This window comes from Cryobacterium sp. TMS1-20-1 (assembly GCF_004402355.1).
GTDB classification, from domain to species: domain Bacteria; phylum Actinomycetota; class Actinomycetes; order Actinomycetales; family Microbacteriaceae; genus Cryobacterium; species Cryobacterium levicorallinum.
This window is the reverse complement of sequence record NZ_SOGF01000002.1, coordinates 39,002-63,365: the sequence shown is the minus strand read 5'-3', so window position 1 is coordinate 63,365 and position 24,364 is coordinate 39,002. Positions and strand designations below refer to the sequence as shown.

Annotated in this window: 21 protein-coding genes and 1 tRNA gene; 7 read left to right on the top strand and 15 right to left on the bottom strand. The window is 67.1% G+C overall.

What is annotated here, in order from left to right; all coding sequences use genetic code 11:
* Positions 1–55 precede the first annotated feature (55 nt).
* Positions 56–679 (top strand): flavin reductase family protein, encoded by a 624-nt coding sequence (locus E3O45_RS00545; protein ID WP_134441081.1) that lies wholly within the window; start codon positions 56–58, stop codon positions 677–679.
* A 161-nt stretch (positions 680–840) separates the two neighbouring features.
* On the opposite strand, the gene E3O45_RS00540 is transcribed toward E3O45_RS00545, so the two are convergent.
* Complete coding sequence (locus tag E3O45_RS00540) at positions 841–3,066, bottom strand: acyltransferase family protein (protein ID WP_134441080.1); 2,226 nt, start codon at positions 3,064–3,066, stop codon at positions 841–843.
* A 358-nt stretch (positions 3,067–3,424) separates the two neighbouring features.
* Between E3O45_RS00540 and E3O45_RS00535 the strand changes: the two genes are divergently transcribed.
* Positions 3,425–4,195, top strand: coding sequence for a DeoR/GlpR family DNA-binding transcription regulator (locus E3O45_RS00535; protein ID WP_241985156.1), 771 nt, complete (start codon positions 3,425–3,427; stop codon positions 4,193–4,195).
* A 40-nt stretch (positions 4,196–4,235) separates the two neighbouring features.
* Here E3O45_RS00535 and E3O45_RS00530 read toward each other — a convergent pair whose 3' ends face one another.
* From E3O45_RS00530 to E3O45_RS00500, 7 genes are all read right to left on the bottom strand, one after another.
* Positions 4,236–5,285, bottom strand: coding sequence for a YeiH family protein (locus E3O45_RS00530; RefSeq protein WP_134441079.1), 1,050 nt, complete (start codon positions 5,283–5,285; stop codon positions 4,236–4,238).
* A 64-nt stretch (positions 5,286–5,349) separates the two neighbouring features.
* Complete coding sequence (locus E3O45_RS00525) at positions 5,350–6,660, bottom strand: UDP-glucose/GDP-mannose dehydrogenase family protein (protein WP_134441078.1); 1,311 nt, start codon at positions 6,658–6,660, stop codon at positions 5,350–5,352.
* Positions 6,661–6,784: 124 nt separating this feature from the next.
* Entirely contained in the window at positions 6,785–6,985 is a 201-nt protein-coding gene (locus E3O45_RS00520) for a hypothetical protein (RefSeq protein ID WP_134441077.1), read from the bottom strand.
* 142 nt (positions 6,986–7,127) lie between these two features.
* On the bottom strand, positions 7,128–8,015 hold the full coding sequence (locus tag E3O45_RS00515; protein ID WP_134441076.1) for an aminodeoxychorismate lyase: 888 nt from the start codon (positions 8,013–8,015) through the stop codon (positions 7,128–7,130).
* Between the two features lie 132 nt (positions 8,016–8,147).
* A complete protein-coding gene (locus E3O45_RS00510; RefSeq protein ID WP_134441075.1) occupies positions 8,148–9,056 on the bottom strand; it encodes an anti-sigma factor in 909 nt (302 codons plus the stop codon).
* On the bottom strand, positions 9,053–9,637 hold the full coding sequence (locus E3O45_RS00505; RefSeq protein WP_241985155.1) for a sigma-70 family RNA polymerase sigma factor: 585 nt from the start codon (positions 9,635–9,637) through the stop codon (positions 9,053–9,055). The genes E3O45_RS00510 and E3O45_RS00505 overlap by 4 nt, the downstream gene beginning before the upstream one ends.
* A 392-nt stretch (positions 9,638–10,029) precedes the next feature.
* A complete protein-coding gene (locus E3O45_RS00500) occupies positions 10,030–10,659 on the bottom strand; it encodes a DNA-directed RNA polymerase subunit beta (RefSeq protein WP_134441073.1) in 630 nt (209 codons plus the stop codon).
* A 95-nt stretch (positions 10,660–10,754) separates the two neighbouring features.
* On the opposite strand from E3O45_RS00500, the gene E3O45_RS00495 reads away from it, so the two are divergent.
* Positions 10,755–10,827, top strand: a tRNA-Lys gene (locus E3O45_RS00495).
* A 245-nt stretch (positions 10,828–11,072) separates the two neighbouring features.
* Here E3O45_RS00495 and E3O45_RS00490 read toward each other — a convergent pair.
* From E3O45_RS00490 to E3O45_RS00480, 3 genes are all read right to left on the bottom strand, one after another.
* Positions 11,073–11,591, bottom strand: coding sequence for a pyridoxal 5'-phosphate synthase (locus tag E3O45_RS00490; protein ID WP_134441072.1), 519 nt, complete (start codon positions 11,589–11,591; stop codon positions 11,073–11,075).
* A 107-nt stretch (positions 11,592–11,698) separates the two neighbouring features.
* On the bottom strand, positions 11,699–12,925 hold the full coding sequence (locus tag E3O45_RS00485; RefSeq protein ID WP_134441071.1) for a GAF domain-containing protein: 1,227 nt from the start codon (positions 12,923–12,925) through the stop codon (positions 11,699–11,701).
* Between the two features lie 91 nt (positions 12,926–13,016).
* Positions 13,017–14,300, bottom strand: a complete 1,284-nt coding sequence (locus tag E3O45_RS00480; RefSeq protein WP_134441070.1) for a DUF445 domain-containing protein — start codon at positions 14,298–14,300, stop codon at positions 13,017–13,019.
* A 281-nt stretch (positions 14,301–14,581) separates the two neighbouring features.
* On the opposite strand from E3O45_RS00480, the gene E3O45_RS00475 reads away from it, so the two are divergent.
* A complete protein-coding gene (locus E3O45_RS00475) occupies positions 14,582–16,690 on the top strand; it encodes a heavy metal translocating P-type ATPase (RefSeq protein WP_134441069.1) in 2,109 nt (702 codons plus the stop codon).
* A 181-nt stretch (positions 16,691–16,871) separates the two neighbouring features.
* Here E3O45_RS00475 and E3O45_RS00470 read toward each other — a convergent pair whose 3' ends face one another.
* Positions 16,872–17,822: a DMT family transporter gene (locus E3O45_RS00470; RefSeq protein WP_134441068.1), complete on the bottom strand. Its 951-nt coding sequence runs from the start codon at positions 17,820–17,822 to the stop codon at positions 16,872–16,874.
* Between the two features lie 167 nt (positions 17,823–17,989).
* On the opposite strand from E3O45_RS00470, the gene E3O45_RS00465 reads away from it, so the two are divergent.
* Positions 17,990–18,886, top strand: coding sequence for a LysR family transcriptional regulator (locus tag E3O45_RS00465; protein ID WP_134441067.1), 897 nt, complete (start codon positions 17,990–17,992; stop codon positions 18,884–18,886).
* Here the strand turns inward: E3O45_RS00465 and E3O45_RS00460 are convergent.
* Positions 18,883–19,827, bottom strand: a complete 945-nt coding sequence (locus tag E3O45_RS00460; protein ID WP_134441066.1) for an aldose 1-epimerase family protein — start codon at positions 19,825–19,827, stop codon at positions 18,883–18,885. The genes E3O45_RS00465 and E3O45_RS00460 overlap by 4 nt on opposite strands.
* A gap of 9 nt (positions 19,828–19,836) precedes the next feature.
* Positions 19,837–20,691 carry a DeoR/GlpR family DNA-binding transcription regulator gene (locus E3O45_RS00455; protein ID WP_134441065.1) on the bottom strand — a complete coding sequence of 285 codons (855 nt, stop codon included), beginning with the start codon at positions 20,689–20,691 and terminating at the stop codon, positions 19,837–19,839.
* 85 nt (positions 20,692–20,776) lie between these two features.
* Between E3O45_RS00455 and galT the strand changes: the two genes are divergently transcribed.
* Both galT and galK read left to right on the top strand, forming a co-directional pair.
* Positions 20,777–21,955, top strand: a complete 1,179-nt coding sequence (galT, locus tag E3O45_RS00450; RefSeq protein ID WP_134441064.1) for a galactose-1-phosphate uridylyltransferase — start codon at positions 20,777–20,779, stop codon at positions 21,953–21,955.
* Positions 21,952–23,124 carry a galactokinase gene (gene galK / locus E3O45_RS00445; RefSeq protein WP_134441063.1) on the top strand — a complete coding sequence of 391 codons (1,173 nt, stop codon included), beginning with the start codon at positions 21,952–21,954 and terminating at the stop codon, positions 23,122–23,124. Before galT ends, galK begins: the two co-directional genes overlap by 4 nt.
* On the opposite strand, the gene E3O45_RS00440 is transcribed toward galK, so the two are convergent.
* Complete coding sequence (locus E3O45_RS00440) at positions 23,117–24,163, bottom strand: LacI family DNA-binding transcriptional regulator (protein WP_241985154.1); 1,047 nt, start codon at positions 24,161–24,163, stop codon at positions 23,117–23,119. The genes galK and E3O45_RS00440 overlap by 8 nt on opposite strands.
* Between the last annotated feature and the right edge of the window lie 201 nt (positions 24,164–24,364).

Genomic DNA, 24,364 nt, shown 5'->3' with positions numbered 1-24,364 from the left:
GGGCCGGCCGGGGTGAGCTGGGCCGGGGAGGGATGTGAGTTGTTAGCCTGAGCGAGTGCGTACCGACTTCGATCCCCGAGACCTTGCCCGCCGCGACTTCTACCGCCTGCTGAACTCCCTCGTGGTTCCGCGGCCGATTGCCTGGGTGTCGAGCCGCTCGGCAGCCGGGGTCGACAACCTGGCGCCGCATTCATTCTTCACCGTGGCATCCGTTTCGCCGCCGATCGTGCAATTCACCTCGGTGGGTGTCAAGGACACCGTGCGCAATATCCTTGAAACCGGGGACTTCGTGGTGAATTTCACGCCGGAATCACTGTTCGAGGAAGTGAATGCCACCGGGACCGACTTCGGGCCGGAGGAGAGCGAGTTTGACCGCGCCGGGCTCACCCGCGAACCGAGCCTGACCGTTTCATCGATGCGGGTGGCCGAGTCCCCCGCGGCGATCGAGTGCCGCCTGCACTCCACGCTCGAACTGGGCGATTGCACGCTAGTGTTCGGCGAGGTGACGCACGTCGCGGTGTCGTCTGCGGTGTTGGACGGCGGGCATCCACTCATTGAGAAGTTGCGACCGTTATCGCGGCTCGGCCTCGACGAGTGGGGAACCACCGGCGTGGTCAAGGAGATCAAGCGCATTCGCGCGAGCGATTGGCCGCGCGAGTTTCGGCCGCGCGAACACTGAGGCGAGTCTGCAGCGAGCGGATGCGCGCGCCCCATTTGAGTGCGCGCTACGGCGATTACCGTAGCGGCTGCCGAAATCGGGGGCGGCCGCGCGCCACGAGACCACGGCGAGTGGATGCGGCGGCCAGGCCGGCAGCATCCACTCGCATGCGCCTTGGGCGGCTACGCGGCCGACGGGAACAGCGCCTCGGCGAGCAGCGGGCCGAGCTGGGTGCTCGCCTCACGCACGAAGTGCTGGCCGTCGAAGAATACCGGGGTGTTGTCGATGAAGGCCGGGCAGCGCTCGTCGACGCAGAGCCACGGCACGACGTTCACATACTGGGCGAAATCGCCCAGCTGCTCAACCACGGCCTGCTCGGCCGTCACCACCTTCTGGTACAGGTTCGACGGGCTGTAGATGCAGTCCGTCGGCTCGCTCGTGAGGGTCTTGCACTCGGCGAACGGGGTGCTGGCCGGCGGCGGTGAGAGCACAGCGACGTGGTCGGTGGACTCCTGCAGCGCGGTAATCGTGGCGGCCGTGGCGGTCTGCCACTCCGTGAGGGCATCGGCTCCCTCGTTGCCGCTGGCGAGGCGCACGATGGATCCGGCCAGGCTCGACATGAGCACGAGATCGGGCGACAGGCGAGCGACCTCGGCGTAGACCCAGGCGTGGTGGGCGTCGCACTTGGCTGCGGACGCATCGGAGGCGCTCTTGGCCGCGACCGAAATGTTCACGGCCGGGCAGGAGAACATGGTGAGCGAACGCACGTTGTAGCCGAGCGGTTCGAGCGCGGCGCGGATGGCCGGCATGTAGCTGATCGCCATGGAATCGCCGAGCAGAACCGCGGTCTTGGCCGCGGCCGGGTCGCCATAGACACAGCCGGCGGCGTTCTTCTCGCTCACCGAGAGACAGTTGTCGTCGACCCATTCCGGCGCGCCGGAGTTGTCGCTGAGGGCGTCGAACGCCGGCGTCGCCTCGGGCCAGGCCGTGTTCGCCAGGGCCGCGGTAATGGCGGCCTGCCGGGTGGCCAGCAGGGCGGCGGGTTCGGCGGGTTCGGCGGGAGCTTCCACACCCAGGTTGGCCTCGGCACCGATCGGCGCGGCATCGGCAGACGGGTCCGACGACGTGCGGGACTTCAAGGCAACAAAGGACACCGAGACGATGACCAGGGTGACGACGACGAGGGCGCCGATCCAGGCCTTGGCCGGGGTGAGGCCGGAGCGGTGCGGGGTGGCGGGGCGGCGCATCCGTTCTCGCTGACGGGTTTGCGAACTTTCGAGCCAGAGCGAGTGCCGAATGGGATCTTCGACGAAGTGGAAGGAGAACACCGAGAGGGCGACCATGAGGACGAGGGCAAGCGGCAGGTAGATCGGCGAGTCGGTCGCGAAGACGGTGGCGAGCAGGATGACCACCGGAAAGTGCCAGAGATAGAGGGAGTACGAGATCTTGCCGATGTAGCGGCTCACCGGGTTGGTGAGGGGAAAGAGCCAGCGTTGCTCGGAGGATCCGATGCCGGCGGCGATGACGAGGGCGCTTCCCGCGACCGGCAGCAGACCCCACGGCGCGGGGAACGGCGAGTCTCGGCTGATCAACACGAGGCTCGCCACGATCAGGACGAGGCCGAGCCAAGCCAGCACGGGGCGGAGGGCCGCCGGCAGTTTGGCGATGCCGGGGGCTGAGGCGGCGAGGAGGGCGCCGATGCCGAGTTCCCAGGCGCGAGCGCCGGTGGAGAAGTACGCGATGGCGCTGCTGGTGAAGGTTTCGAAGAAGCTCCAGGCCAGAAAGCCGAGGGTGATAACACCGGTGCTGACGGCGACGGTCGTGATCAGGGCGCGGGCGCTCAGTGTGCGGCGGCCGGCCAGGGCGAAGATGACAATGAGCACGAACGGCCAGACGAAGTAGAACTGTTCCTCGACGGCGAGCGACCAGTAGTGCTGCAGCGGAGAGACCGCATTGGTGGCCTGCAGGTAGTCGGTACCGACGAAGGCAAAGTGCCAGTTGGCCACGAACAGTGCCGAGTAGACACCGTCCCAGAGGGTGCTGAGGGCGCGGGCACTCGGAAGGAGCAGGTAGCCGATCGCCACGGTGACGACGAGCACGAGCAGTGATACCGGCAGGATGCGGCGGATGCGGCGGCGGTAGAAGTCGACGAGGGAGATGCGGCCGGTGCGGGCGTGTTCCTTGAGCAGCAGGCTGGTAATGAGAAAGCCCGAGATGACAAAGAAGATGTCGACGCCGATGAATCCGCCGGACGGCCAGCCGAGCAGGTGATCGAAAATGACGACGATCACGGCGATCGCGCGCAGGCCCTCGATGTCGCCGCGAAAGGTGCGGGTGGCGGACTTGCCGCCGGTTCCGGTGGCTCCGGGCGCGGGTTGTCGGCGCTCCAGGGTGGGCTGAACGGACATGTAGCCTCCGACTCGGGTTGCGGAACTGGCACCTGTTTTCACCCGGCGACTTTTACCCGTCGGCCGGGCACGTCCTGCGATTATGACGTAATCTCAGCTACCGAGGCAAACCCGGCCCAATTGTTTACCTGACGGACACGACCTCACCCGTGCGCGTGAGACCGACGTACATACAGGAACGCCACAACGAGCCGCCCCACCCTGCCGACGAGGCGCCCACCTCCTCCGCGCAACTACAGTGATTGAGAAGCCTAGTTTTCGATCAGTATCAATCAGTTTCGAACCCTTTATGACCCCTCGGCTTGGGCCCTGCGCCCGCATGTCTCTTGACGATCCGGCCCCACGAGAGCGAGCGACCATGAACCGCGCCGAACGGCTCGCCGCCGTGCTCGATCTGCTCACCGATTCGGGGCAAATCGAGGTCGATGACATCATCACCAAGCTCGGAGTGTCGGCCGCGACCGCGCGCCGGGACCTCGACACCCTCGCCGAACAGCAGCTGCTCACCCGCACGCGCGGCGGTGCGATCGGGCAATCCGTCGCCTACGACCTGCCGGCACGCTACAAGCAGGAGCGTCACGCGCCCGAAAAACTGCAGATCGCCCGGGCGGCGAGCGCACTCGTGACCCGCGGCGACGTTGTCGGGCTCTGCGGCGGCACGACCAGCACGGCGATTGTCGGTGTGCTCAGTGCCCGCGCGGATATTGCGCAGGCCAGCCCGCACGCCCACCTCACGGTCGTGACGAACGCGATCAATATTGCCGCGCAACTCGCGATGCGACCGCAGATCAAGACCGTGGTGACCGACGGAGTCGTGCACGCGCGCTCCTACGAGCTGGTCGGCGCCTACGCCGAATCGGTGCTCACCCAGGTGCGGCTTGATCTGGCGTTCATCGGGGTGAACGACATCGACCCGGTCGTCGGTGCCACGGTGAACGACGAGCGGGTTCGCCCGAAAGGACGCCGCGAGGGCTGCATAGACCGGCAAGAGCGTGGACCCGGTCGCGAGCCCCAGCACAGAATCGGCCTTCGACTCGATCAGCCGGCGAATTTCCGTGGCCACCAGCTCCCCCGCGGCCTGCGTGCTCCGGGCCACGACGATCTCAGCCACGGGCACGCATCTAAGTGATTGCTTCTGACTCAGGAGTAGCAAATTCAATCATGATTGGTCAGGAAAGCTGCACGGCACCCAAGGCCAGTACAGCGATCAGGGTCCAGGAGAGCAGCCCGACGGCGAGTGCGCGGCCGCCCGTGCGCAGAAGCGTGCCGAGATTGACGGCCGCGCCGAGGGCAAACAGCGCCATGGCCAGCAGTGCGGTTTGCAGCAGGTCGGCGGTCTCGAACGCCTCGACGGGTAGCGGAACCAGCGTACGCACCAGCATCGCAACGATGAACCCCGCGACGAACAGCGGAACGATCGGTGGCCGCGTCGACTGGATGCTCCGGGTGGCTGGGCCGGGCACCCAAGTGTCACCGGCAGCGGGGTCGACCGAAGTGGCGGCATCCGCTTCGATCACGCCGATGCGGCGGCGCTCGATGATGGACGCGACGGCCACGATCGGGGCGAGCATGAGCACGCGGGTGAGTTTGACGACGAGGGCGACGGCGAGGGCGGCCGAGCCGGCGATTTGTGCGGTCGCGACGACCTGGCCGACGTCGTGCACGCCGGCGCCGACCCAGTGTCCGAATTGCACCGCACTGAGCCCAAGCGGATGCCACAACAGCGGCAACACGGCGATCGCAAGAGTTCCGCACAGGGTGACCAACGCGATCGGGGTGGTGGTCTCCTCGTCTTTCGCCCTGACGACGCCGCTCATGGCCCCGATTGCGGAGGCGCCGCAGATGCTGAATCCGGTGGCGATGAGCAGGGGCTGATGACCGGGCAGGCCGAACCAGCGGCCGAGTCCGAGCGTGCCGGCGAAGGTGATGAGCACAATCGCGACGGTGGTGGCGATGGTCACCCAGCCGAGCGCCATGATGTCGACGAGGCTGAGCTTAAGGCCGAGGAGCACGATTCCGAGCTGCATGAACGGCTTGGTAGCGACCGCGAGGCCGGGTGCGAGGACTCCAGCGAGCAGGGGACGTGCGGCCGGGATCTGGCCGACGATGATTCCGAGCACCACGGCCACGGTGAGCAGCGGAATGGCGGGTACTGCGGTGTGCACGCCCCAGGCCGAGGCGGCGGCGAGGGCCGCCACGAGTACTCCCCGAAGCCACATTCAGTCGAGTTTACGCTCGCGCCCACGGGGTGTCCTGCGCGGGGCCCGGGCCCCGTCCGAAGTACTACGGCCGCCCGAGCCCGCGATAAGTCCACCCGGCGGCACGCCAGACGGCGGGGTCGAGCGCATTGCGGCCGTCGATCACGGTTTTCGTTTTCACGAGCGAACCCGCCCAGACCGGGTCGAGGTGCCGAAACTCGGGCCACTCGGTGACGAGCACGACAGCATCCGCTCCCCGCAGTGTGTCTTCGAGGGACTCCTCGTAAGTAAGCTGCGGATGCCGCGCCCGCGAGTTCTCGATGGCCTCCGGGTCGGTCGCCACCACCTCGGCACCCAGACCGCGCAGCTGCACGGCCACGTCGAGTGCCGGCGAGTCGCGCACGTCGTCGGAGTGCGGCTTGAAGCTCAGTCCGAGCACCGCGACCTTGGCGTTGTAGACCGTGTCACCGAGGGCCTCGGTGGTCAGGTCGACGACGCGCTGGCGGCGACGCAGGTTGATCTTGTCGATCTCCTTGAGAAAAGCCACGGACTCGCCGCGACCCAGCTCTTCGGCGCGGGCGGTGAAGGCGCGAATGTCCTTGGGCAGGCAGCCGCCGCCGAATCCGACGCCGGCACCGAGAAAACGGCGGCCGATGCGGCCGTCGTAGCCGATGGCATCCGCCAGCTGGGTGACATCGGCACCGGTGACCTCGGCGATCTCGGCCATGGCGTTGATGAAGCTGATCTTGGTCGCGAGAAACGCGTTCGCGGCGACCTTGACGAGCTCGGCGGTGGCGTAGTCGGTGATGACCAGGGGGGTGTCGGCGGCGAGCGCCGTGGCGTAGATCTCGTTGAGCAGCTCGACCGCGTGCTCGCCGGGCGCGCCCGGGGCGACGCCGTAGACCAGACGGTCGGGGCTAATGGTGTCCTGCACGGCGAATCCCTCGCGCAGAAACTCCGGGTTCCAGGCCAGCGACGCGCCACTACCGGCGGCGATGAGCTCGGCCAGGCGGGCCGCGGTTCCCACCGGAACGGTGCTCTTGCCCACGACGAGATCGCCGTCGGCCAGATGCGGAATGAGCGACTCGATCGACGCATCGACATAACGCAGGTCGGCGCTGTAGCTGCCGGGCTTCTGCGGTGTGCCGACGGCGATGAAGTGCACCTGCGAGCCGGCGGCATCCGCTATATCGGTACTGAATCGCAGACGGCCACTGTTTATGGCCGAGGTGAGAACCTCGGGAAGTCCAGGTTCAAAGAACGGGGGTTTGCCGATGGCAAGTTGCGCGATCTTGGCGGCGTCGACGTCGATTCCGACGACATCGTTCCCCAATTCGGCCATAGCTGACGCGTGTACGGCGCCCAGATAACCACATCCAATGACAGAAATTCTCATATATTCCTCTCGGTCCACCCAGAGCATAGCGGCAGTGGCAGATTGCCCCAATTCGCGGTCTCTTTCAGAGCGGATGCCCACGCGGCCCGGCCCGCGCGTCGGTCCACGGGTTTCCGAGACCGGCTTACGCCGTCCCGCCGGCGAGCAGAATGGGCGCACCGAAGGCGCCGGCCAGGCGGAACAGTTCGTGCGCGAGCCCGTCGGCCTCGGCGGTCGAACTGGGAATCTGGGAGCCGAACAGTACCCAGAGACTGGTCAGCCAGAGAGAGCCGACAGTGCGGGGCGTGCGCAGGTCGCGCAATCCAGGCAGCAGGCTGGACAGCATCGTGCCCCCTCTTCCGCTCGGGGCAACGCATTTCTTCGTCCACAATGTAGTCCCGCCCGGTTGGTTTGCCCAGTGGCCCAGCGGCACCGGCGAGGTCGCCGCCCGCCGCCATTCTGCTGACAAGCGGATGCCCCGGCTGGCCCTACGCGGTCCGCGCCAGCAGGTACGAGTTCAGGGCGTCGGTCACCGGCTGGTCGGCCGGGAACGGCTCGCCGTCCAGGGCGACCACGGATACGGCGAGGCGCACGCTGGAGACAAGCCAGGCGGCATCCGCTTGACGAAGTTCATCGAGCGTGACGTCGCGGTATTCGACGGAAGCACCCTGCCCGCTCAGATACTCGAACATGCTCTGCTGCGTGGTTCCGTGCAGAATCGCGCCGCTCGGGGCGGGCGTGACGTATGCACCGTTGCTGCGCAGCACGACGCTCGAGGTCGGGCCTTCCATGACGAAGCCGTCGGTGGTGAGAAAGATGGTGTCGTCGGCGCCGCGGCGGTGGGCCTCGCGAATAGCGGCCATGTTCACCGCGTAGCTGAGGGTTTTGGCGCCCATCAGCAGCCAGGGGGCCTTCTCGGCGACCCCACGCGGGTAGCCGCGGTCGAGGGTCACGACGCGCACGCCGGTCGCGCGCACGGCACTGAAGTCCGCCGCGGCGACCGCGTGCAGCCAGGCGGTCGGTGCCGGGCCGTGCTCGACACCGCGGCTGAGCACGAACTTGAGCGCGATCTCACCGCGCTGCGGAACGCGGGCGACAGCGTAGGCGATCGCGGCGCGCCACTGCTCGGCATTCGGAACCGGGAGATCGCAGATGAGGGCGGAGTTGCGCAGCCGACTGATGTGCGGCTCAACCTCCTGCGGGTGACCGTCGACGACAGCGAGGGTCTCGAAGATTCCGTCGCCACGCTGCGTGCTCAGTTCGCCGACCCGCAGGGCCGGGGCGCTGGATTCCATCTCGTGGAACGTGTCGTCGAAGTTCTGCTGCACCGAATCGGCGGGGACGGGGTCGATCAGCAGCGTGAAGGGCAGTCTCATGCCCCGAGCCTACTTCGCGCTCATCAGGGCGCGTGCGGCGCGTCTCCGGCCGCTGCCCAATGAGGGGCCGTGTGGAAGCCAGAATTAGGACATTCTGCGACCCCTCACCGACGAGCGGCCGCGGCGAGACCGCTAACTCTGGAACGCGACGATCGGGGTGCTCGTGGGCTGGTCGGACCCACCGTTGGGTTCGACGGTGATCCCGACCTGATCGCCGGCGTGCATGGTACCGTCGAGCACGCGCCAGGCGGTGCCGTTGCCGGTCGAGTCGAAGGTTCCGGCCGAGGCCGGGCCGTCACCGTTGATGTACCAGAGTTGATAGTCCTGATCGCTGGGCAGCGCGGGCAGGTCGTCAACGAGCACGGCGGAGATTCCGAGGGTGTTCGACCAGACCAGCGTCGCTTCCTGCCCCTCGGCCGTGGTCGTCGCGGCACGCTGGGAGTCATCGGCCGCGTTGATCTGGGCGAGCCCGGCGGCCTGCTGCGACTCAAATTGGTAGTTGTTGAGGGTCTGGCCGAACAAGGATCCGCCGACGAACAGGGCTCCCGCCGCCGCAGCGGCCAGCAGATACCGCGCCGGCCGCTTGAACCAGCGCGCCTCGGCACGCTCGGTCGCCGACGAAAGGTGTGGGCGGGGCGCATCACCGGGTGCGCTGCCGGAGGACGGCGGCGTAGCGGGCGAGGCTGCAGTCGTCGCGGACGGTGCCGTCCCGGACGTGACCGGGGGAACGACGGGAGTCGTCTCGGAAGCGGAGGCGGCAGCATCCGTTGTGGCGGGGCCAGCGGCGCGCGGCAGTGGCGCGAGTTGCGGGGTCGACGCGAGCATCGACATGAGGTTGGCCTTGAGCGCGCTCGAGGGCTGGACCGGTGCCACGGCGAGGCCGAGGGCCACCGCGGTGTCGTTCAACTCGGCCGACTCGATGCGGGCCCGCTCGGATTCGGCCAGGTGCGCTTCGAACGCGGCCGTGTCGTCGGCGTCGAGGGCGTGCAGGGCGTAGGCGCCGGCGAGGTCGGCCGGGTGCTGCTCGTTGCGGCCGGTCATGATGCCACGCCCATTTCGTCGCGGAGGCGGATCAGTCCGTCGCGGAGCCGTGTTTTCACGGTACCCAACGGGATGTGGAGCATGTCGGCGACCTCGCTGTGACTGAACCCGCCGTAATACGCGAGGCTCACTGCCTGACGCTGCAGCTGAGTCAATCGAGTCATCGCCTTCTCCACCCTTTCATGTTCGATTCGTACTTCAACGGTTTCGGCCACGTGATCGTAGGCAACGGCCAGGTCACGGATTCCGATTTTGGTATCGCGGTCACGGCCGGCCTGCGACGACCGAATTCGGTCGACCGCTCGCCGGTGTGCCATGGTGAGGATCCAGGTACTCGCCCCGCCACGCGTAGGTTCGTACCGCGTGGCCGACTGCCAGATCTCCAGAAAAATCTCCTGGGTCACTTCCTCCGACTGCGCGTGGTCGATGAGCAGACGCTTGACCAGGCCAAGCACCCGCGGGGCGATCTGGTCATACAGCTCTCCGAAGGCCGATTGGTCGCCGAGCGCTACTCGAGCGAGCAGCTCCTCCTTGGTGGCAGGGGCTGCCGATGCAAGATCTCCGGCGGAATCAGCTGTCATGAGATCTAGCATGTCAGGTCTCGTCCCGTTCCATGACTAGGGTTCGGTGCGAAGTCGCTAACAGATTGGTCATGACGCGAAATAAGCTTCGAAACGGATGCCGGCGGCCGGTCTCATCGCGCCCGCCGCGGGAATGCAGAAGGCCGGGCCGCAGAGCACCTCTCGGCGCGAGGCCGCTCGAAGCGGCGAATAATGGAACCCGGGATTACTGCGGCCCGACCAGAATCCAGTGTATTCGAGCCGGGCGGCCGGCGTCGAATGTTCGCCGTCGGCGCACAGGGGATTTTCGGGTTGCGCGGGGCAGGCCTCCGGGCCCACCCTACGGAAGCGGGCCCACGATAGATCATGGGCCCACATTCCGGGCCCGGGCCCGGTAAAAACAAGGGCGGGCACTACTCCAGGGAGTCGCGGCGCCAGAGGCGCGCGCAGGCCGCGAATTCGGCGGCGGTCGTGGAGAACCGCAGGGCTCGGGTCGTCAATTCCGAGGAGCGGTGCGGCTCGGTCAGCTCGAGGTCGTCGGCGATGCTCGTGGCGCCGAGTGCGGTGACCCGGCAATACGCCGCGCCGCGATCGAGCGCCACAGCGAAATCTCCCGTGAACAGGCCGCGCAGAATCTCATCGGCGAGCACGATGATCTCGGCCGGACCCGTCGGCACCGCGGCACCCGCGACGAGCGGATCGATCGTGGCGGCAGCATCCGTTCCCCGCTGGTACAGGTACGCACAGCCCTCAGGGTCCTGCCGAATCAGCATGCGGACGAGGTAGATGCGCCAGAGTGCGCCGGGCAGACTACGGGGAGTGGCCCGCGACCACAGCTCGGCGACCGCGTCGATGCCGTTTTCGTCGGTGTAGGCGACGAGGCGCTCGACCGTCGCCGGGTCGGGGTGGCTGCGCACCCGGTTGAGCAGGGCCTGCGCGGTCTCGTGCGCGACGCGGCTGATGTTCGCCGGGTCATCGCCGCCCTGGAATGCCTCGAATTTGTTCCCGGAGAACAGGGTGGGCTTGTGAAAGTTGTCGGCCACGGCGGGTTCTCCTTCGGGTTTAGATGGCTGGTTTTTGCTGCCCTCAACGCTACCCAGAAAAGCTGAGCGCGAATCCACGGTAGATTAGAACCTACGGGCCTCTAGCTCAGTTGGTAGAGCAAAGGACTTTTAATCCTTGGGTCGTCGGTTCGAGCCCGACGGGGCCCACAATGATCGCGCAGGTGGCGCGGCAAATGCGCACTGAATCCGCTGGATTCGGTGCGCATTTTGTGTTTCCGCCGCCCGTTTGCCTGCGGTTAGTGGGCCGCTAGGTGGCTACTTCAGGAAATCCGCCGCCACGGCACACTCACGCCCGCTGTATTGCTGGCCCAGCCACGACTGCGCGACCGGCTGTCCTGAATTAGCCACCGCAACCGAGACCGACGAGGCCAGCGGATGCCTTAGGGCGGCTTTCAGAGGTCGTAGCGGTGGCGGATATGACGGCGATCCGGGCTGGCCTGCCAGAATTCGACCTCGGTGGGGTGCAGGGCGTAGAGCTGCCAGTCGGGATTGGCCCGACCATCGGCTCCTGGCCGCTCTTCCCAGTCCACAGCGGATGCCTCGGCCGTCAGCAGCGAGACCGCTCCGACAACGCGCACCTGCCGCCCGAGAGCCGGCCAGTAGAAGTTCATCGCCGCCTGGGGGTTGGCGGCGAGCTCGCGTCCCTTGCGGGAACCGCGCGTGCTCGCGAACTGCCAGGCCCCGCCGTCAACGTTCTTCAAAATGAGCATGCGCGACGACACCCGGCCATCGGGGGTCGAAGTCGCGAGGCTGAAGGCGTGGGGCTGCGGCACGCCCGCGGCGAGCGCGTGATCGAGCCACTGCAGAAACAGGTCGACCGGGTCGGCCGGTGCGCTGGACGGATCGAAAGCGGGCAGCAGGTCGGGAAAGTCGGGCAGGGCGCGCAGTCTGCGCCGTAAGGAGTCGCTCACGCCGCGAGCTTATCGTCCTGGGTGCCGATAGCAACAGCGAAGGCACCGACGTCGCCGACACCGGCCAAACTCGTACTCGCCTACCGCATGCGGCCGCTCGCTCGAGGTCAGCCGAAGACCGACGGCACCCGCAGTTCGCGCTGCACGAGTAGCGCGAGCTCGCGCAACAGCACCTGGTCGACTTCGGCGAGCGTCCGCGGCTGGGGGTCGAACACGCACAGGGCGCCGATGCGCTCCCCCGAGGGTGATTCGATGGGGAACCCGGCATAAAAGCGGATGCGCGGCTCATTCACCACGAGCGGGCTGCCGCTGAACCTGCCATCTGTTCGCGCGTCCTCGACAACGAGAGCACCGGTCCCCTCAATGGTGCGTGCACAGAAGGAATCGGCGCGCGGAATCTCCGTGGCGGCGAGCCCGACCCGGGCCTTGTGCCACTGACGGTCGCGATCGATAACACTGATCACCGCTGATTCGGTGCCGAAGAGCCGCTGAGCCAGGACAACCAGTTGGTCGAACCGGGCCTCTGGCGGGGTATCGAGAATGGCCAGGCCATCAACGGCCGCCTGCCGGGCGCGTTCCTGGCCGGCTGCATCCGTTTGACGCGGATCGGTGGGAGGCACGATGCCGACACGCGCGGAGTCGAGGCTGTCGGCCAGGGCGTCGGCCAGGAGCACGGCCCAATCGCGGTAGTCGGCGGGGGTGCGGTGCCGGTCGGTTTCGACCGTCGCTGACGGCGAGAACGGTACGAACGTGGTGCGCGGGGCTCCGGCGGCCAGCCGTGCGGTGACCGCGTTCAAGTCGGTGGCCGAGCAATCGGCGATGCGCACGAGCGGACGTCGGAAGATCTCGATGCTGTGAACGGGCGGAATCCCGAGCAGAAATATCTCGGTACTGCGTGACGTCTCGCGTTCCAGCTCCTGGAGCAGCGCGGTCAACCGCTCGCGCCATTCGGTGACGCTGGTCAGGGCGAGCGCTTCGTTGAGGCCGAGGATGACGACGACCGCGTCGAAACGGCCGAGCCGGGTGTCCGCAAGCGCCGTCAGCGCATTCTCGGCGGTCATGGTACGGCTGGCCAGGAGGTCGATGTCGACGCCGCGCCCGGTGCGTACCGAGAGTTCGCGGGCGAGCGAGCCGGGCAGGGCGAGCTGATGGCTGAGCACCCCCCAGCCGACCGCGGGACCGCAGCCGAGGATCAGCACGCGGTCGCTGTCGATACCGGGGGCGTGGGCCTGCGGGGCATCGCTCGGGCGAGGCAGGTGGCGGTCCGCCCGTTCAGCGGATGCCGTCCAAATGCGCATCACCGGGAGAAGGGCCCACCGGACGAGGTCGTGCATGGGGGCCTTTCGGAACAGGACAAAACTTCATTCTGCCCCGAATGCGTGAAACCCACCTATCAAGTCTACGATTTTCAGCCAATTGGCGGTCTCAGAGCAGGGCTGCCACCGCGTGGGCCAGCGTGAAAATAACCAGACCGGCGAGGGCGCCGACGACGGTTCCGTTGATGCGAATGAACTGCAGGTCGCGGCCGACCTGCAATTCGATCTTCGCGGCGGTCTCAGCGGCGGGCCAGCGCTCCACGGTTTCGGTGATCACCCCGGCGATCTCATGGCGATAGTTGGCCACGACATAGCTGGCCGTGTCGGCGAGCCAGCGGTCGATGCGGGAGCCGAGCGCGGCATCCGTTGTCAGTCGTCGGCCGACGTCTTCGAGCGTCGAACGGATGCCGACCCGCAGCGCGCTGGCCGGGTCCTGGAGTGCCTCGGTGAGTGAGGCCTTGACCGCCGCCCAGGTGTCGCCGGCGAACTCGCGCAGTTTGGCGTTGTCGAGCACCTCGGCCTTGAGGGTTTCGACCCGGTTGATCATGGTCGGCTCGTACTGCAAGTCGTGCATGACCTCGCTGAGGTAGTCGTCGAGGGCTTGTCGCACCGGATGCTGCCGGTCCTGTCGGGCGGACGCGACGAAGGCGAGCACCTCGCGGTAGGCCTTGTCGTCGACGAGTTTGTCGACGAATCCGGGCAGCCAGGTGGGCAGCCGCTGCGACACCACGCGGCCGAATGCTTCGGGGTGAGCGCGCAGCCAGCCGTCGGCGCGGTCGAGCAGCAGGTCGACGGCCGCGTGCTGCTGCCCACTGGTCACGAGGCGCTCACCCACCCGTCCGAGACTCGGGCCCCACTCGGGCTTGACCAGATGTTCGCGGGCGACGGACTCGATGAGGTTCTTGATGGCGTCGTCGCCGAGCAGGTTGAGCAGCCCCTGGCCGGCCACGGCGAGTTCGTCGGTGAGCTTTTCGGCGTTTTTCTCGTCACTGAGCCACGCGCCGAGGCGGCGGGAAGGGTGCACGGATTCGAGCTTGCCGCGGATAACCGCCTCGGAGAGAAAGTTGGTCTCGACGAACTCGCCGAGGCTCGCGCCGATCTCGTCCTTGCGGTTGGCGATGATGTTGGTGTGCGGAATGCGTAGGCCGAGCGGGTAGCGAAACAGGGCGGTGACGGCGAACCAGTCGGCGATGGCGCCGACCATGCCGCCCTCGGCCGCGGCGCGCACGTATTCGAGCCAGGGGTAGCGTTCCTGCAGGGCGAACGAGACCGTGAAGATGAGCGCCATGAGCACGAGCAGCCCGCCGGCGAGCCGCTTCATGCTGGTGAGCGCGGTGCTGCGGGCGGTGTCCTGCGGGGATTCAACGGGTGGTGCCGTTTCGATCTGGGCCATGGGTCAAGCCTGCCGGATTGTGTGGTGCGGTGTGCGCACATTTGGATGCGGCGTGCCACGGAATCTTCGGGGCGAACCCGGGTCCTGGGTTCTGGCGTGGTTGGCCGCGGCATCCGCTCGCCGAAGCGTGAGTTTCGTGCAACGACCCGTGAGTCCTACCCGATTTGACCAATCCAGGGACTCGAAACTCACGGCTCGGTGAGGCGGCGCACAGCGGATGCGTGAGCGCAACTTTAGGGATACCCTAAGGGGGTATCGATCGATTCAGTACCAAGGAAACTATGACGAACCCCAACGAGCACCACGGCACAATCACAAGTCCCGAGCACTCCGCGATGGACCATTCCGCCATGGACCACGGCGCCATGGACCACGGCGCCATGAACCACGCCGGGCACGGCGACCACGTCGGGCAGTTTCGGCGCCTGTTCTGGACCATGCTCGTGTTCGCTGTGCCCGTGGTCGGATTCAGCCACATGTTTTCGATGTTCGTCGGCTACGCGTTGCCGAACGTGGTGGGCGTCAGCTGGATCTCCCCCGTACTCGGCACCGTCATGTACGTCTGGGGCGGCCGCCCATTTCTCACCGGGGCTTTTTCCGAGCTGAAGGCCCGCAAGCCGGGCATGATGCTGCTGATCGCCCTCGCGATCACGGTCGCGTTCCTCGCGTCCTGGGGCGCGAGCCTCGGCCTCATCGATTCCGAGCTCGACTTCTGGTGGGAACTCGCCCTGCTGATCGTGATTATGCTGCTCGGCCACTGGATCGAGATGCGGTCGCTCGCGCAGACAACCACTGCCCTGGAATCGCTCGCCGCGCTGCTGCCGGATGAGGCAGAGCGAGTTGAGGGCGACGCCATTGTGGTGGTCTCGCCGAGCGATCTGGTGCTCGGCGACCTCGTCGTGGTGCGGCCCGGCGGGCGCGTGCCGGCCGACGGAGAGATCACTGAGGGCACGGCCGACGTCGACGAGTCCATGATCACCGGCGAATCACGCCCGGTGCAGCGCACTGTCGGCGACCAGGTCGTGGCGGGCACGGTCGCGACCGATTCCGCCCTGCGGGTGCGCGTGACCGCGGTCGGCGATGACACCGCGCTGGCCGGAATCCAGCGACTCGTCACCGAAGCGCAGGGCTCGTCGTCGCGGGCGCAGCGCATCGCCGATCGGGCAGCCGGCTGGCTGTTCTGGTTCGCGCTCGGCGCCGGAGTGATCACCGCGATCGTGTGGACCGCGCTCGGCCAGCCGCAGGATGCCGTGGTGCGCACCATCACCGTGCTCGTGATCGCCTGCCCGCACGCCCTCGGGCTGGCGATTCCACTCGTGGTGTCGATCGCCACCGAACGCGCCGCGAAGGGCGGCGTGCTGATCAAGGACCGCCTCGCCCTCGAGAGCATGCGCCAGGTCACTTCGGTGCTGTTCGACAAAACCGGCACGCTCACCAAGGGCGAGCCCACGGTCAGCCACCTCGCCGTCATTCAAGCGGATGCCGCGGCTTCGGTTCCGATCACCGCGGACGAGGTGCTCGCCTGGGCGGCCGCGGTTGAAGGTGACAGTGAGCATCCGCTTGCCCGCGCCATTGTCTCGGCGGCGCGCACCCGCGGGCTAACCGTGCCGCGTGCGAGCGAGTTTCAGACTGCCGCGGCGGTCGGCGTGACCGGCCTGGTCGACGGGCGTCGGATCGGTGTCGGCGGGCCGAATATGCTCGATGAGCACGGGGCGGCGCCGCTGGCCGAGACCGAGGCGTGGCAGAATCAGGGTGCGATCATTCTGCACGTGCTGCGGGACGGTGAAGTCATCGGTGCGATCGGCCTCGCCGACGAGATTCGCGAGGAATCACGGCAAGCCGTTGACGCCCTGCACCGGCAGGGCATCGAGGTCGTCATGATCACGGGCGATGCCGAGGCGGTGGCCCGGTCGGTGGCCGCCGAGCTCGGAATAGACCGGGTGTTCGCGGGCGTGCACCCGGAGGACAAGGCGCGCAAGGTTACCGAGTTGCAGCACGAGGGCCGCCGCGTGGCGATGGTCGGCGACGGCGTCAACGACGCTCCAGCGCTCGCCCAGGCCGATGTCGGTATCGCGATCGGCGCCGGCACCGACGTGGCGATCGCGTCGGCCGGCGTCATTCTGGCGAGCGACGACCCGCGCTCGGTGCTCTCGGTGATCGAGCTGTCGCGGGCGAGCTACCGCAAGATGAAGCAGAACCTGTGGTGGGCGGCGGGCTACAACCTGCTCTCGGTTCCGCTCGCCGCCGGAGTGCTCGCGCCGATCGGGTTCGTGCTGCCGATGGAGATCGGCGCGCTGCTCATGTCGGTGTCCACCGTGGTCGTCGCGCTCAACGCGCAACTGCTGCGTCGCCTCGACCTACGGCCGGAGTCGAGCGTACGCGAGCAATAGCGCTAACCGGCCGGATCGGTCGGCTAGCGGTCTCGACCAGTGGATGCCCGCGCATCCACTCACCGAGCCGTGAGTTTCAGTCATCGAGCCGTGAGATTCAGGCAGATTTGAGCCAGAATCGGGCCGAAACTCACGGCTCGGTGAGCTCGTCGGGCCGAAACTCACGGCTCGGCGAGCGCGGCTATCCCAGGCGGCCCAGACTCATCCGGTGACCGGCCTCGATGCGCTGGCCCCAGAAGGTTCCGGCAATAATGAGGATCGCCCCGATAGCGCCTACCAGGCCGAGTGTTTCGCTGCCGAGCGACACTCCCACGAGCACCGCCCAGATCGGTTCGGTGCCCATAAGCAGGCTGGCCCTGGCCGCCGAGGTGCGGCGAATTGCCCACATCTGGGCCAGAAACGCGAACACGCTGCAGGCCAGGCCCAGGTAGAGCACGCCGATCCAGGCGGCTACATCAAAAGTCGAAATCGCCGCGACCAGTCCGGCAACGTCGAATGCCGTGAACACGACCGCGCCGACGAGCGCCTGTAGCAGGGTGAGCGTGATGGTGCTGTCGCTCCGGCCGCGAGTGAGGTGGCCCATCATGGTCACGTGCAGGGATCGCACGAGTGCCGCCGCCAGAATGAGCAAGTCGCCCACATTCGGCTCGGCGAATCCGTTGCCCGAGACCAGCAGGGCGACGCCGACGACCGCGAGCACTGCGGCCACAAAGAACGGGCGCGGCAGCCAGCGCCGGGCCGCGACCGACTCCAGCACCGGTGTGACGATGATGGTGAGGCTGATGATGAGCCCGGCATTCGTGGCGGAGGTGAACGCGACTCCCTGGGTTTCCAGCCAGAGGATGCTCGCCTGCGTCACCCCGAGGAGCAGCCCGAGCCCGAGCGCTCGCCGCGTTGGAAGCCGTTCGCGCCGCACGACCCAGACGATCAGCAGGGCCAGGGCCGCCACCAGAAACCGCAGGGCGAGCACGGCCGACACGCTCGCCTGCTCGGTGAGCACCTTCGCACTCAGATAGCTGCCACCCCAGACGGCGGCCACGAGCAGCAGCACGAGGTCGACGCGGTACCGCCCGAGCGCGTGCGGCAGCAGCGTGCCGCGGGCCGGGCTGTCCCGGAGCTGCGTGCCAGTCATCCGGTGCACGCTGGTGGCGAGCAGCGGAACGGGTCAGCAGACGCGCGCACGATAGAGCGCGCCGAGTCTGGGCTGTAGGTCAGCGTCGTGGTCATATGGCAATGCTGCTGGCTGGCATCCGTTAAGTCTAGGTGCCAATTTTTGAACGGATGCTTTAGCCTGATCTTATGGAATTGCGTCAGCTGGCCGTATTGCGGGAGCTCGGCGAGCGGGGAAGTGTCGCCGCGGTGGCCCGGGCGCTGCACGTCTCGTCGTCGGCGGTGTCGCAGCAACTCACCGCACTGCAGCGGCGAGCTGGCGTTCCACTCACCGAAAAGCGCGGTCGGGTACTCGGGTTGACCCCGGCCGGGGTGGCTTTGGCGGGCGCGGCCGCCGAGGTATCGACGGCCATGGCCCGGGCCGATGAGGCCGTCGCGCGGTTTCAGAACGACGCCGGCCTGCCCGTGACCGTGAGCGCCTTCCACAGTGCCGGCCTCGCCTGGTTCGCCCCGCTGCTCAATCGCCTGCAGGAACGGGGCGGTCCGACCGTCGTCTGCGGCGACGAGGATGTGCCGCGCGAACGCTTTGCCGGCCTGGTCGCCGACTATGACCTGGTCATTGCGCACCGGGTTCCGCACGATCCGCACTGGCCGAGCACGGTCGCGGTCACGCCGCTGATGTTCGAGCCGCTGGATGTCGCCGTGCCGGTCGGGCATCCGCTCGCCGAAAGGGCGTCCGTGACGGTCGACGATATTCGCCAGGAACCCTGGGTCACCGGGCACGTCGGGTTCCCGCTCGCCGAGGCGGTGAACGTGGTCGCCGCCGCGGCCGGACAGCCGCTGCGCATCGTGCACCGCATCAACGAGTTCTTCGTGGCGACCTCGGTCGTGGCGACCGGAGCGGCGATTGCGCTGCTGCCGCGGTACACGATGGCGCCCCGCGAGGGTGACGGTGTGGTGCTGGTGCCGTTTCGCGATCTGCGCGTAGGCCGGCAGATCGATGTCCTGAGCCGCCCGGAGGCACTCGCCCGCGCCTCCGTGCGTCAAGTGCTCGCCGAGTTGGTTGTCGTGGCTGAGCGGCGTTAGGCCGACAGGTCAAACCCGGTAGGACGGATGCCCCAGCGCACGACCCACTGCTCCCCCGGCTCCAGCCAGTGCAGGCCCGCACCGGAATTGAAGGCATCGGCGGGTGCCGTCATGGGTTCGATGGCGATCGCCTGGCCGCGAATCGGCTCGGCGCCGGCGGTGCTCACCGGAAAGATGCGCGGTGTGAACACCTGCACGTAGCGCATGTTCTCGTCGCCCCAGAGGGTGACCCGGCGGCCATCCGCTGCGGTGAGGGTGTGTTCGCCAGCACTTCCAACCCCGCCAAACCCGTCGTCAAGATCGAGGTCGCCGACCGCGATGCCCGCGCGAAGGTCAAACCGGGTGTCGTCGACCGGGGTCTCGCCGGTCGGGTTGAGGCGGTCGTCGACGTCGAGGTGGGTCGCGGCATCCACTCTCACGACGAGGTCGCCGGTCGGCACGTCGCCAATTTTCAGATACGGATGCGCCCCCACGGCCACCGGCGCGGCCTCGGCGCCAACGTTGGTCACCCGGTGCGTCACGTTCAGACCGTCGGCGGTGAGGGCGTAAGTCACCTCGGTCTCGAGGTGGAACGGATAGCCGGACTGGGGGAAGACGGTGGCGCCGAGCGTCACCGAGTCGCTCTGCCGGGACAGCTCACAATAGGCGGCAAAACGCAGCAGCCCGTGGATGGCGTTCTGCCGGGTCGGCTCGGTGAGCGCCAGTTGACGTTTGATGCCGTTCTGAGTCCACTGACCGTCACGAATGCGGTTGGGCCAGGGCACGAGGACGATTCCGGCTGCCATCGGTGGCTGCACGAACTCGTCGAAGGTCTCGACCAGGTCTATGCCATTCACGGAATATGACCGCAGACCGGCCGCCACCTCCGTCACGACCGCTCGGGCCGTTCCGCTCGGTGTCTGCAGGGTCAGGTCATATTGGATTCCGGTGGGTGCGCGCATCCGATCAGCCTATGGCCGCGGCTGCGCCGCTTGGGCGAGCAAAACGCTGAGCCCGCCCTCGCGCAGCGCTTTCAGTGCTCCAGCGTCGGCAGCGGCATCGGTGATCAGGGTGTGGAAGGCGCTCAGCGGGCCGACCCGACCGAGGTGCACCTGGCCGAGCTTGGAACGATCAGCCACGACGATCACCCGCTCCGCCGCGGCGAGCATGAGCGCCTTGACCCCCGCCTCTGGGAGGTTGATGTTGGTCACGCCGCCGTCCAGATCGACGCCGTTGCAACCAATAAAGGCCAGGTCCGCGTGAATCTGGCTCAGCACCAGGCCGGCGAGCGGATCGACCAGGGAGTGCTGCAGCGGCCGCAGCGACCCGCCGGTGACGATCACGGTAAATCGGGGGATGGCATTTTCCAGTTCGAGGGCGATGCTGAGCCCATTGGTGATGATGACCACGTCGTGCAGGTCTTCTCGCGCAACCAGGGCGCGGGCGATGGCGTGGGTTGTCGTGCCGACGTCAAGAATCACGCTCTGCCCGCTCTGCACGAGGGCAGCCGCGATCTGGGCAATCTGCTGTTTGGGAACAACGGATGCTCCGAGCGCCTCCTCGAACGAGGGCTCACGTTCGGCCCGTTGACCCGCACCCGTGGACTGGGCCGGCACCGCTCCGCCGTGTACTCGCCGCACGCCGCCTTGAAGCTCGAGGGCATCGAGGTCGGCCCTGGCGGTCACACCGGAAATGCCAAAGGCGCTGCGCAGCTCGCTCACCCGCACAAACCCGCGTTCGTCAACGAGTTGCTGTGCTTGCTCCCGACGAACGTGTGCGGGAAGTGGATCGGGTAGCCGGCTGCGCGTCTCGTCGTTCTCGATCATTCCCCCAGTATCACTTACTTACTTTTACTTTTCAATGCGAAATATTATGGTTTCGCTTGCGCAAATTTGATATTGTGGCAGTGCCATGACGAACTCAAAGCCCCGCCTCCCCCACTTTGTCGCCGACGAGACCATTGCCCGGCAATCCAGTACCCTGGCCGACGGTCGCGACCTTATCTATTTCGACGACCCCGACACCACCTTGTCGCCCGATCGCGCCCCCGATCTGCGGGAGCCCAGCGAACGCGCGACCACCGCGACTATGCGTCAGGACCCCCTCACCGGGGAATGGGTCTCGATCGCCGCCAACCGCCAAAACCGGGTTTTTTTGCCGCCGGCCACGCAAGACCCGCTCGCACCGCAGTCGCCAGGTAATGCGTCGGAGATCCCGAGCAATTACGACGTAGCCGTGTTTGAGAATAAGTCCCCGTCGTTTGGTCCACTGGTAGCGGTTGCTCCCACGGATCTGGCCGATCTCGACCGCATCGGCATCGGTCGCACCCGCCGGTCCGTCGGCCGCTGCGAAGTGGTCTGCTTCAGCCCCGAAAACGAGGGATCCTTTGCGAGCCTGTCGGTAACCAGAGCGCGAACCGTGATCGAAGCCTGGGCCGAACGCACCCACGTACTGTCGCAGCTGCCGGGTATTGAACAAGTATTCCCGTTTGAGAATAGAGGCGAGCAGATCGGGGTGACCCTGCGGCATCCGCACGGCCAGATCTACTCCTACCCCTACGTCACCCCCCGAACGCAGCGCCTGGCCGACTCGCTCGAGAGCTATGGGCCCACCCTGTTCGCCGATATTCTGGCCAGCGAACAGGCCAGCGACCGGGTGATTCTCCGCGGCGAACACTGGACCGCGTTCGTGCCGTTCGCCGCGCGCTGGCCCATCGAAGTGCACATGCTTCCGCACCGCCAGGTACCCGACTTTGCCGAGACCACCCTCGCCGAACGCGACGAGCTGGCCGTGTTGTACCGTCGGCTGCTGCGCGGCATCGATGCGATCTACTCAACCCCCACTCCCTATATCGCCGCCTGGCATCAAGCACCGGTTCGGGTGCATCGCACGGACATCCGTCTAATGCTGCAGCTGACCAGCCCGAGGCGTGCCGAGGACAAGCTCAAGTTCCTGGCTGGCTCGGAGGCAGCGATGGGTGCTTGGATCGGCGATGTCACTCCAGAGGATGCCGCGGCCACGATTCGCGCAGCCGTCGCGCGAGCCGCCGAGGCGGACGCTGCCAACGAAACTGACGGAACACCCTCGTGAATGATCTGGATCGCGCCGCCCAGGCCGACTTCGCGAACCGCTTCGATCGCACCGCGACCGGACTGTGGTCGGCGCCCGGTCGAGTGAATCTGATCGGTGAGCACACCGATTACAACGACGGATTCGTGCTGCCGCTCGCCATCGACCGGCGCACCGTCGTTGCGCTGGCGACGAGGACCGACCGGGTTATTCGCGTGGCCAGTTCTTTCGCCGCCGAGACCGTCGCTGTGTCGCTCGACGAACTGGTTCCCGAGAACCTGAACGGCTGGTCGGCCTACCCGCTCGGCGTAGCCTGGGCGCTGGGACAGTTCGGAGCAGACCTCGCTGTCCTGCCGGGGTTCGACATCTATGTCGACTCCGATGTGCCGGTCGGGGCCGGACTCTCCTCATCGGCCGCGCTCGAATGCGCCGTCGCGGTCGCCCTCAACGAGGTCTGGGGCCTGAACCTCGATCGGCCGACCCTGGCCCGGGTCGGCCAGCTCGCCGAGAACCGCGTTGTGGGCGCCCCGACCGGCATCATGGACCAGTCGGCGTCGCTGCTCGGCCAGGTCGACGCGGCCGTGTTTCTGGACTGCCGGAGCCTCGCGGCCGAGGTGATCCCGCTCGGACTCAACCCGGCCGGCCTGGAACTGCTGATCATCGACACCCGGGTCAGCCACTCGCACGCAACGGGCGGTTACGCCGCGCGCCGCGCATCCTGCGAGGCCGGCGCCCGCATCATGGGGGTGCCCGCCCTGCGCGACCTCAGCGTCGACGATCTCCCCCGAGCGCAGGCGCTGCTCGACGACGAAACCTTTCGCCGGGTGCGCCACATCGTCACCGAGAATCAGCGCGTAATCGACACCGTGCAGACCCTGCGAGTGAGCGGATGCGCCGCGATCGGCGATCTGCTCGATGCCTCGCACCGGTCGATGCGGGACGACTTCGAGATTTCAGCGCCGGAGCTCGACCTCGCCGTGGTCACCGCACGGGCGGCCGGCGCGATCGGTGCGCGCATGACCGGTGGCGGTTTCGGCGGCGCGGCCATCGCCCTGACTCCGACCGAATTCGTGCCCGCCGTACAGGCCGCGGTGCTGGCCGCGTTCGCCGCACACGGCTTTGCAACGCCGGACCTGTTCGTGGTGCACGCCGCCGATGGAGCCGCCCGCGACGGCAGTCCGCTCAACTAGAGGAACGAGCGCGGCGCTGACCCGGCGCCGCGGTGCTGTCGCGCACCACCAGGTCCGGCTGGATGACCGGGATCAGCTCCGCGGGCTCGCCGCCCATCAGCCGCAGCACGCGCTCCACCGCCAGCCGGCCGACCTCGTTGAAGTCGAGCCGAACGGTCGTGAGGCCAGGTTGAAAATAGCGGGCCTCGCTCATGTCGTCGAAGCCGACGACGCTCACGTCGCCGGGCACGTCGATCCCTCGTTCGGTGAGGGCTTTGATGACTCCGAGCGCCATCGCGTCGTTGGCCACCAGAACCGCGGTGATCGTGGGATCCTCGGCAATGGCCACTCCGGCCCGGTAGCCGGAATCGGCTGTCCAATCCTCGGTGCGGAACTCGGGATTGACCGTTCGGTGGCGCCGCGCGAGTTCGGACAGCCATCCGGCGCGCCGTGCTTCCGAAGCCATCCAGCCGGGCGGCCCTCCGACGTGCCAGACCGTGTCGTGCCCCAGATCAAGCAGGTGCCGGGTCGCCAGCTGTGCTCCCAGCGCATCGTCCATCGACACCGCCGTCGAACTCGCGGGTGAACCCTGCTCGAACCGTACGATCGCCACCTCGGGATCCAGCCCCAGCAATACCGGGGCGGCGGCCGTCATCGGCGCGAGCACGATGATCCCATCGACCGCATCGGCGACGAGCGTATCGAGCGCGGTACGGATGCCGGCCGAATCGACCCGGGGAATGGTCACCAGACTGGTCGTATAGCCGTTGCGCCGCGCCTCTTCGGCAATACCGAAGAGCACCAGGGCGGAACCGTGCACTGGAAGGGAATGGGACACCACACCCAGATTCATGGATCGGTTCGTGGCCAGGGCGCGTGCGGCCCAATTGCGGTTGTACCGCAACTGCGCAATGGCCCGTTCGACGCGGTCCCGCACCTCGGCGCCCACGTTGCTGTGCCCGTTGACGACCCGGGAGACGGTTTGTTGTGACACCCCGGCGAGTTTCGCAACGTCGATCATGCGTACGCTCTGACCGCGCGGCCGAGGCTCCCTGGCCATGCGACTCCTCCCCTCCGAGGCGACAACCCCGGTCGCTCCATGTTAGCGCACCATGAATAGCGTCAGAAGGGCTCGAAAACCAAGCCGAACAGTCCTCTGACCAATTGTCGATCAGAGAAACCAGGGTAGAAATTGTCAATTGACAGGAAGTGATAGTGCGCTAACATTTAGTAATCGTGATCGGTCCTCGACGGCGAGTAT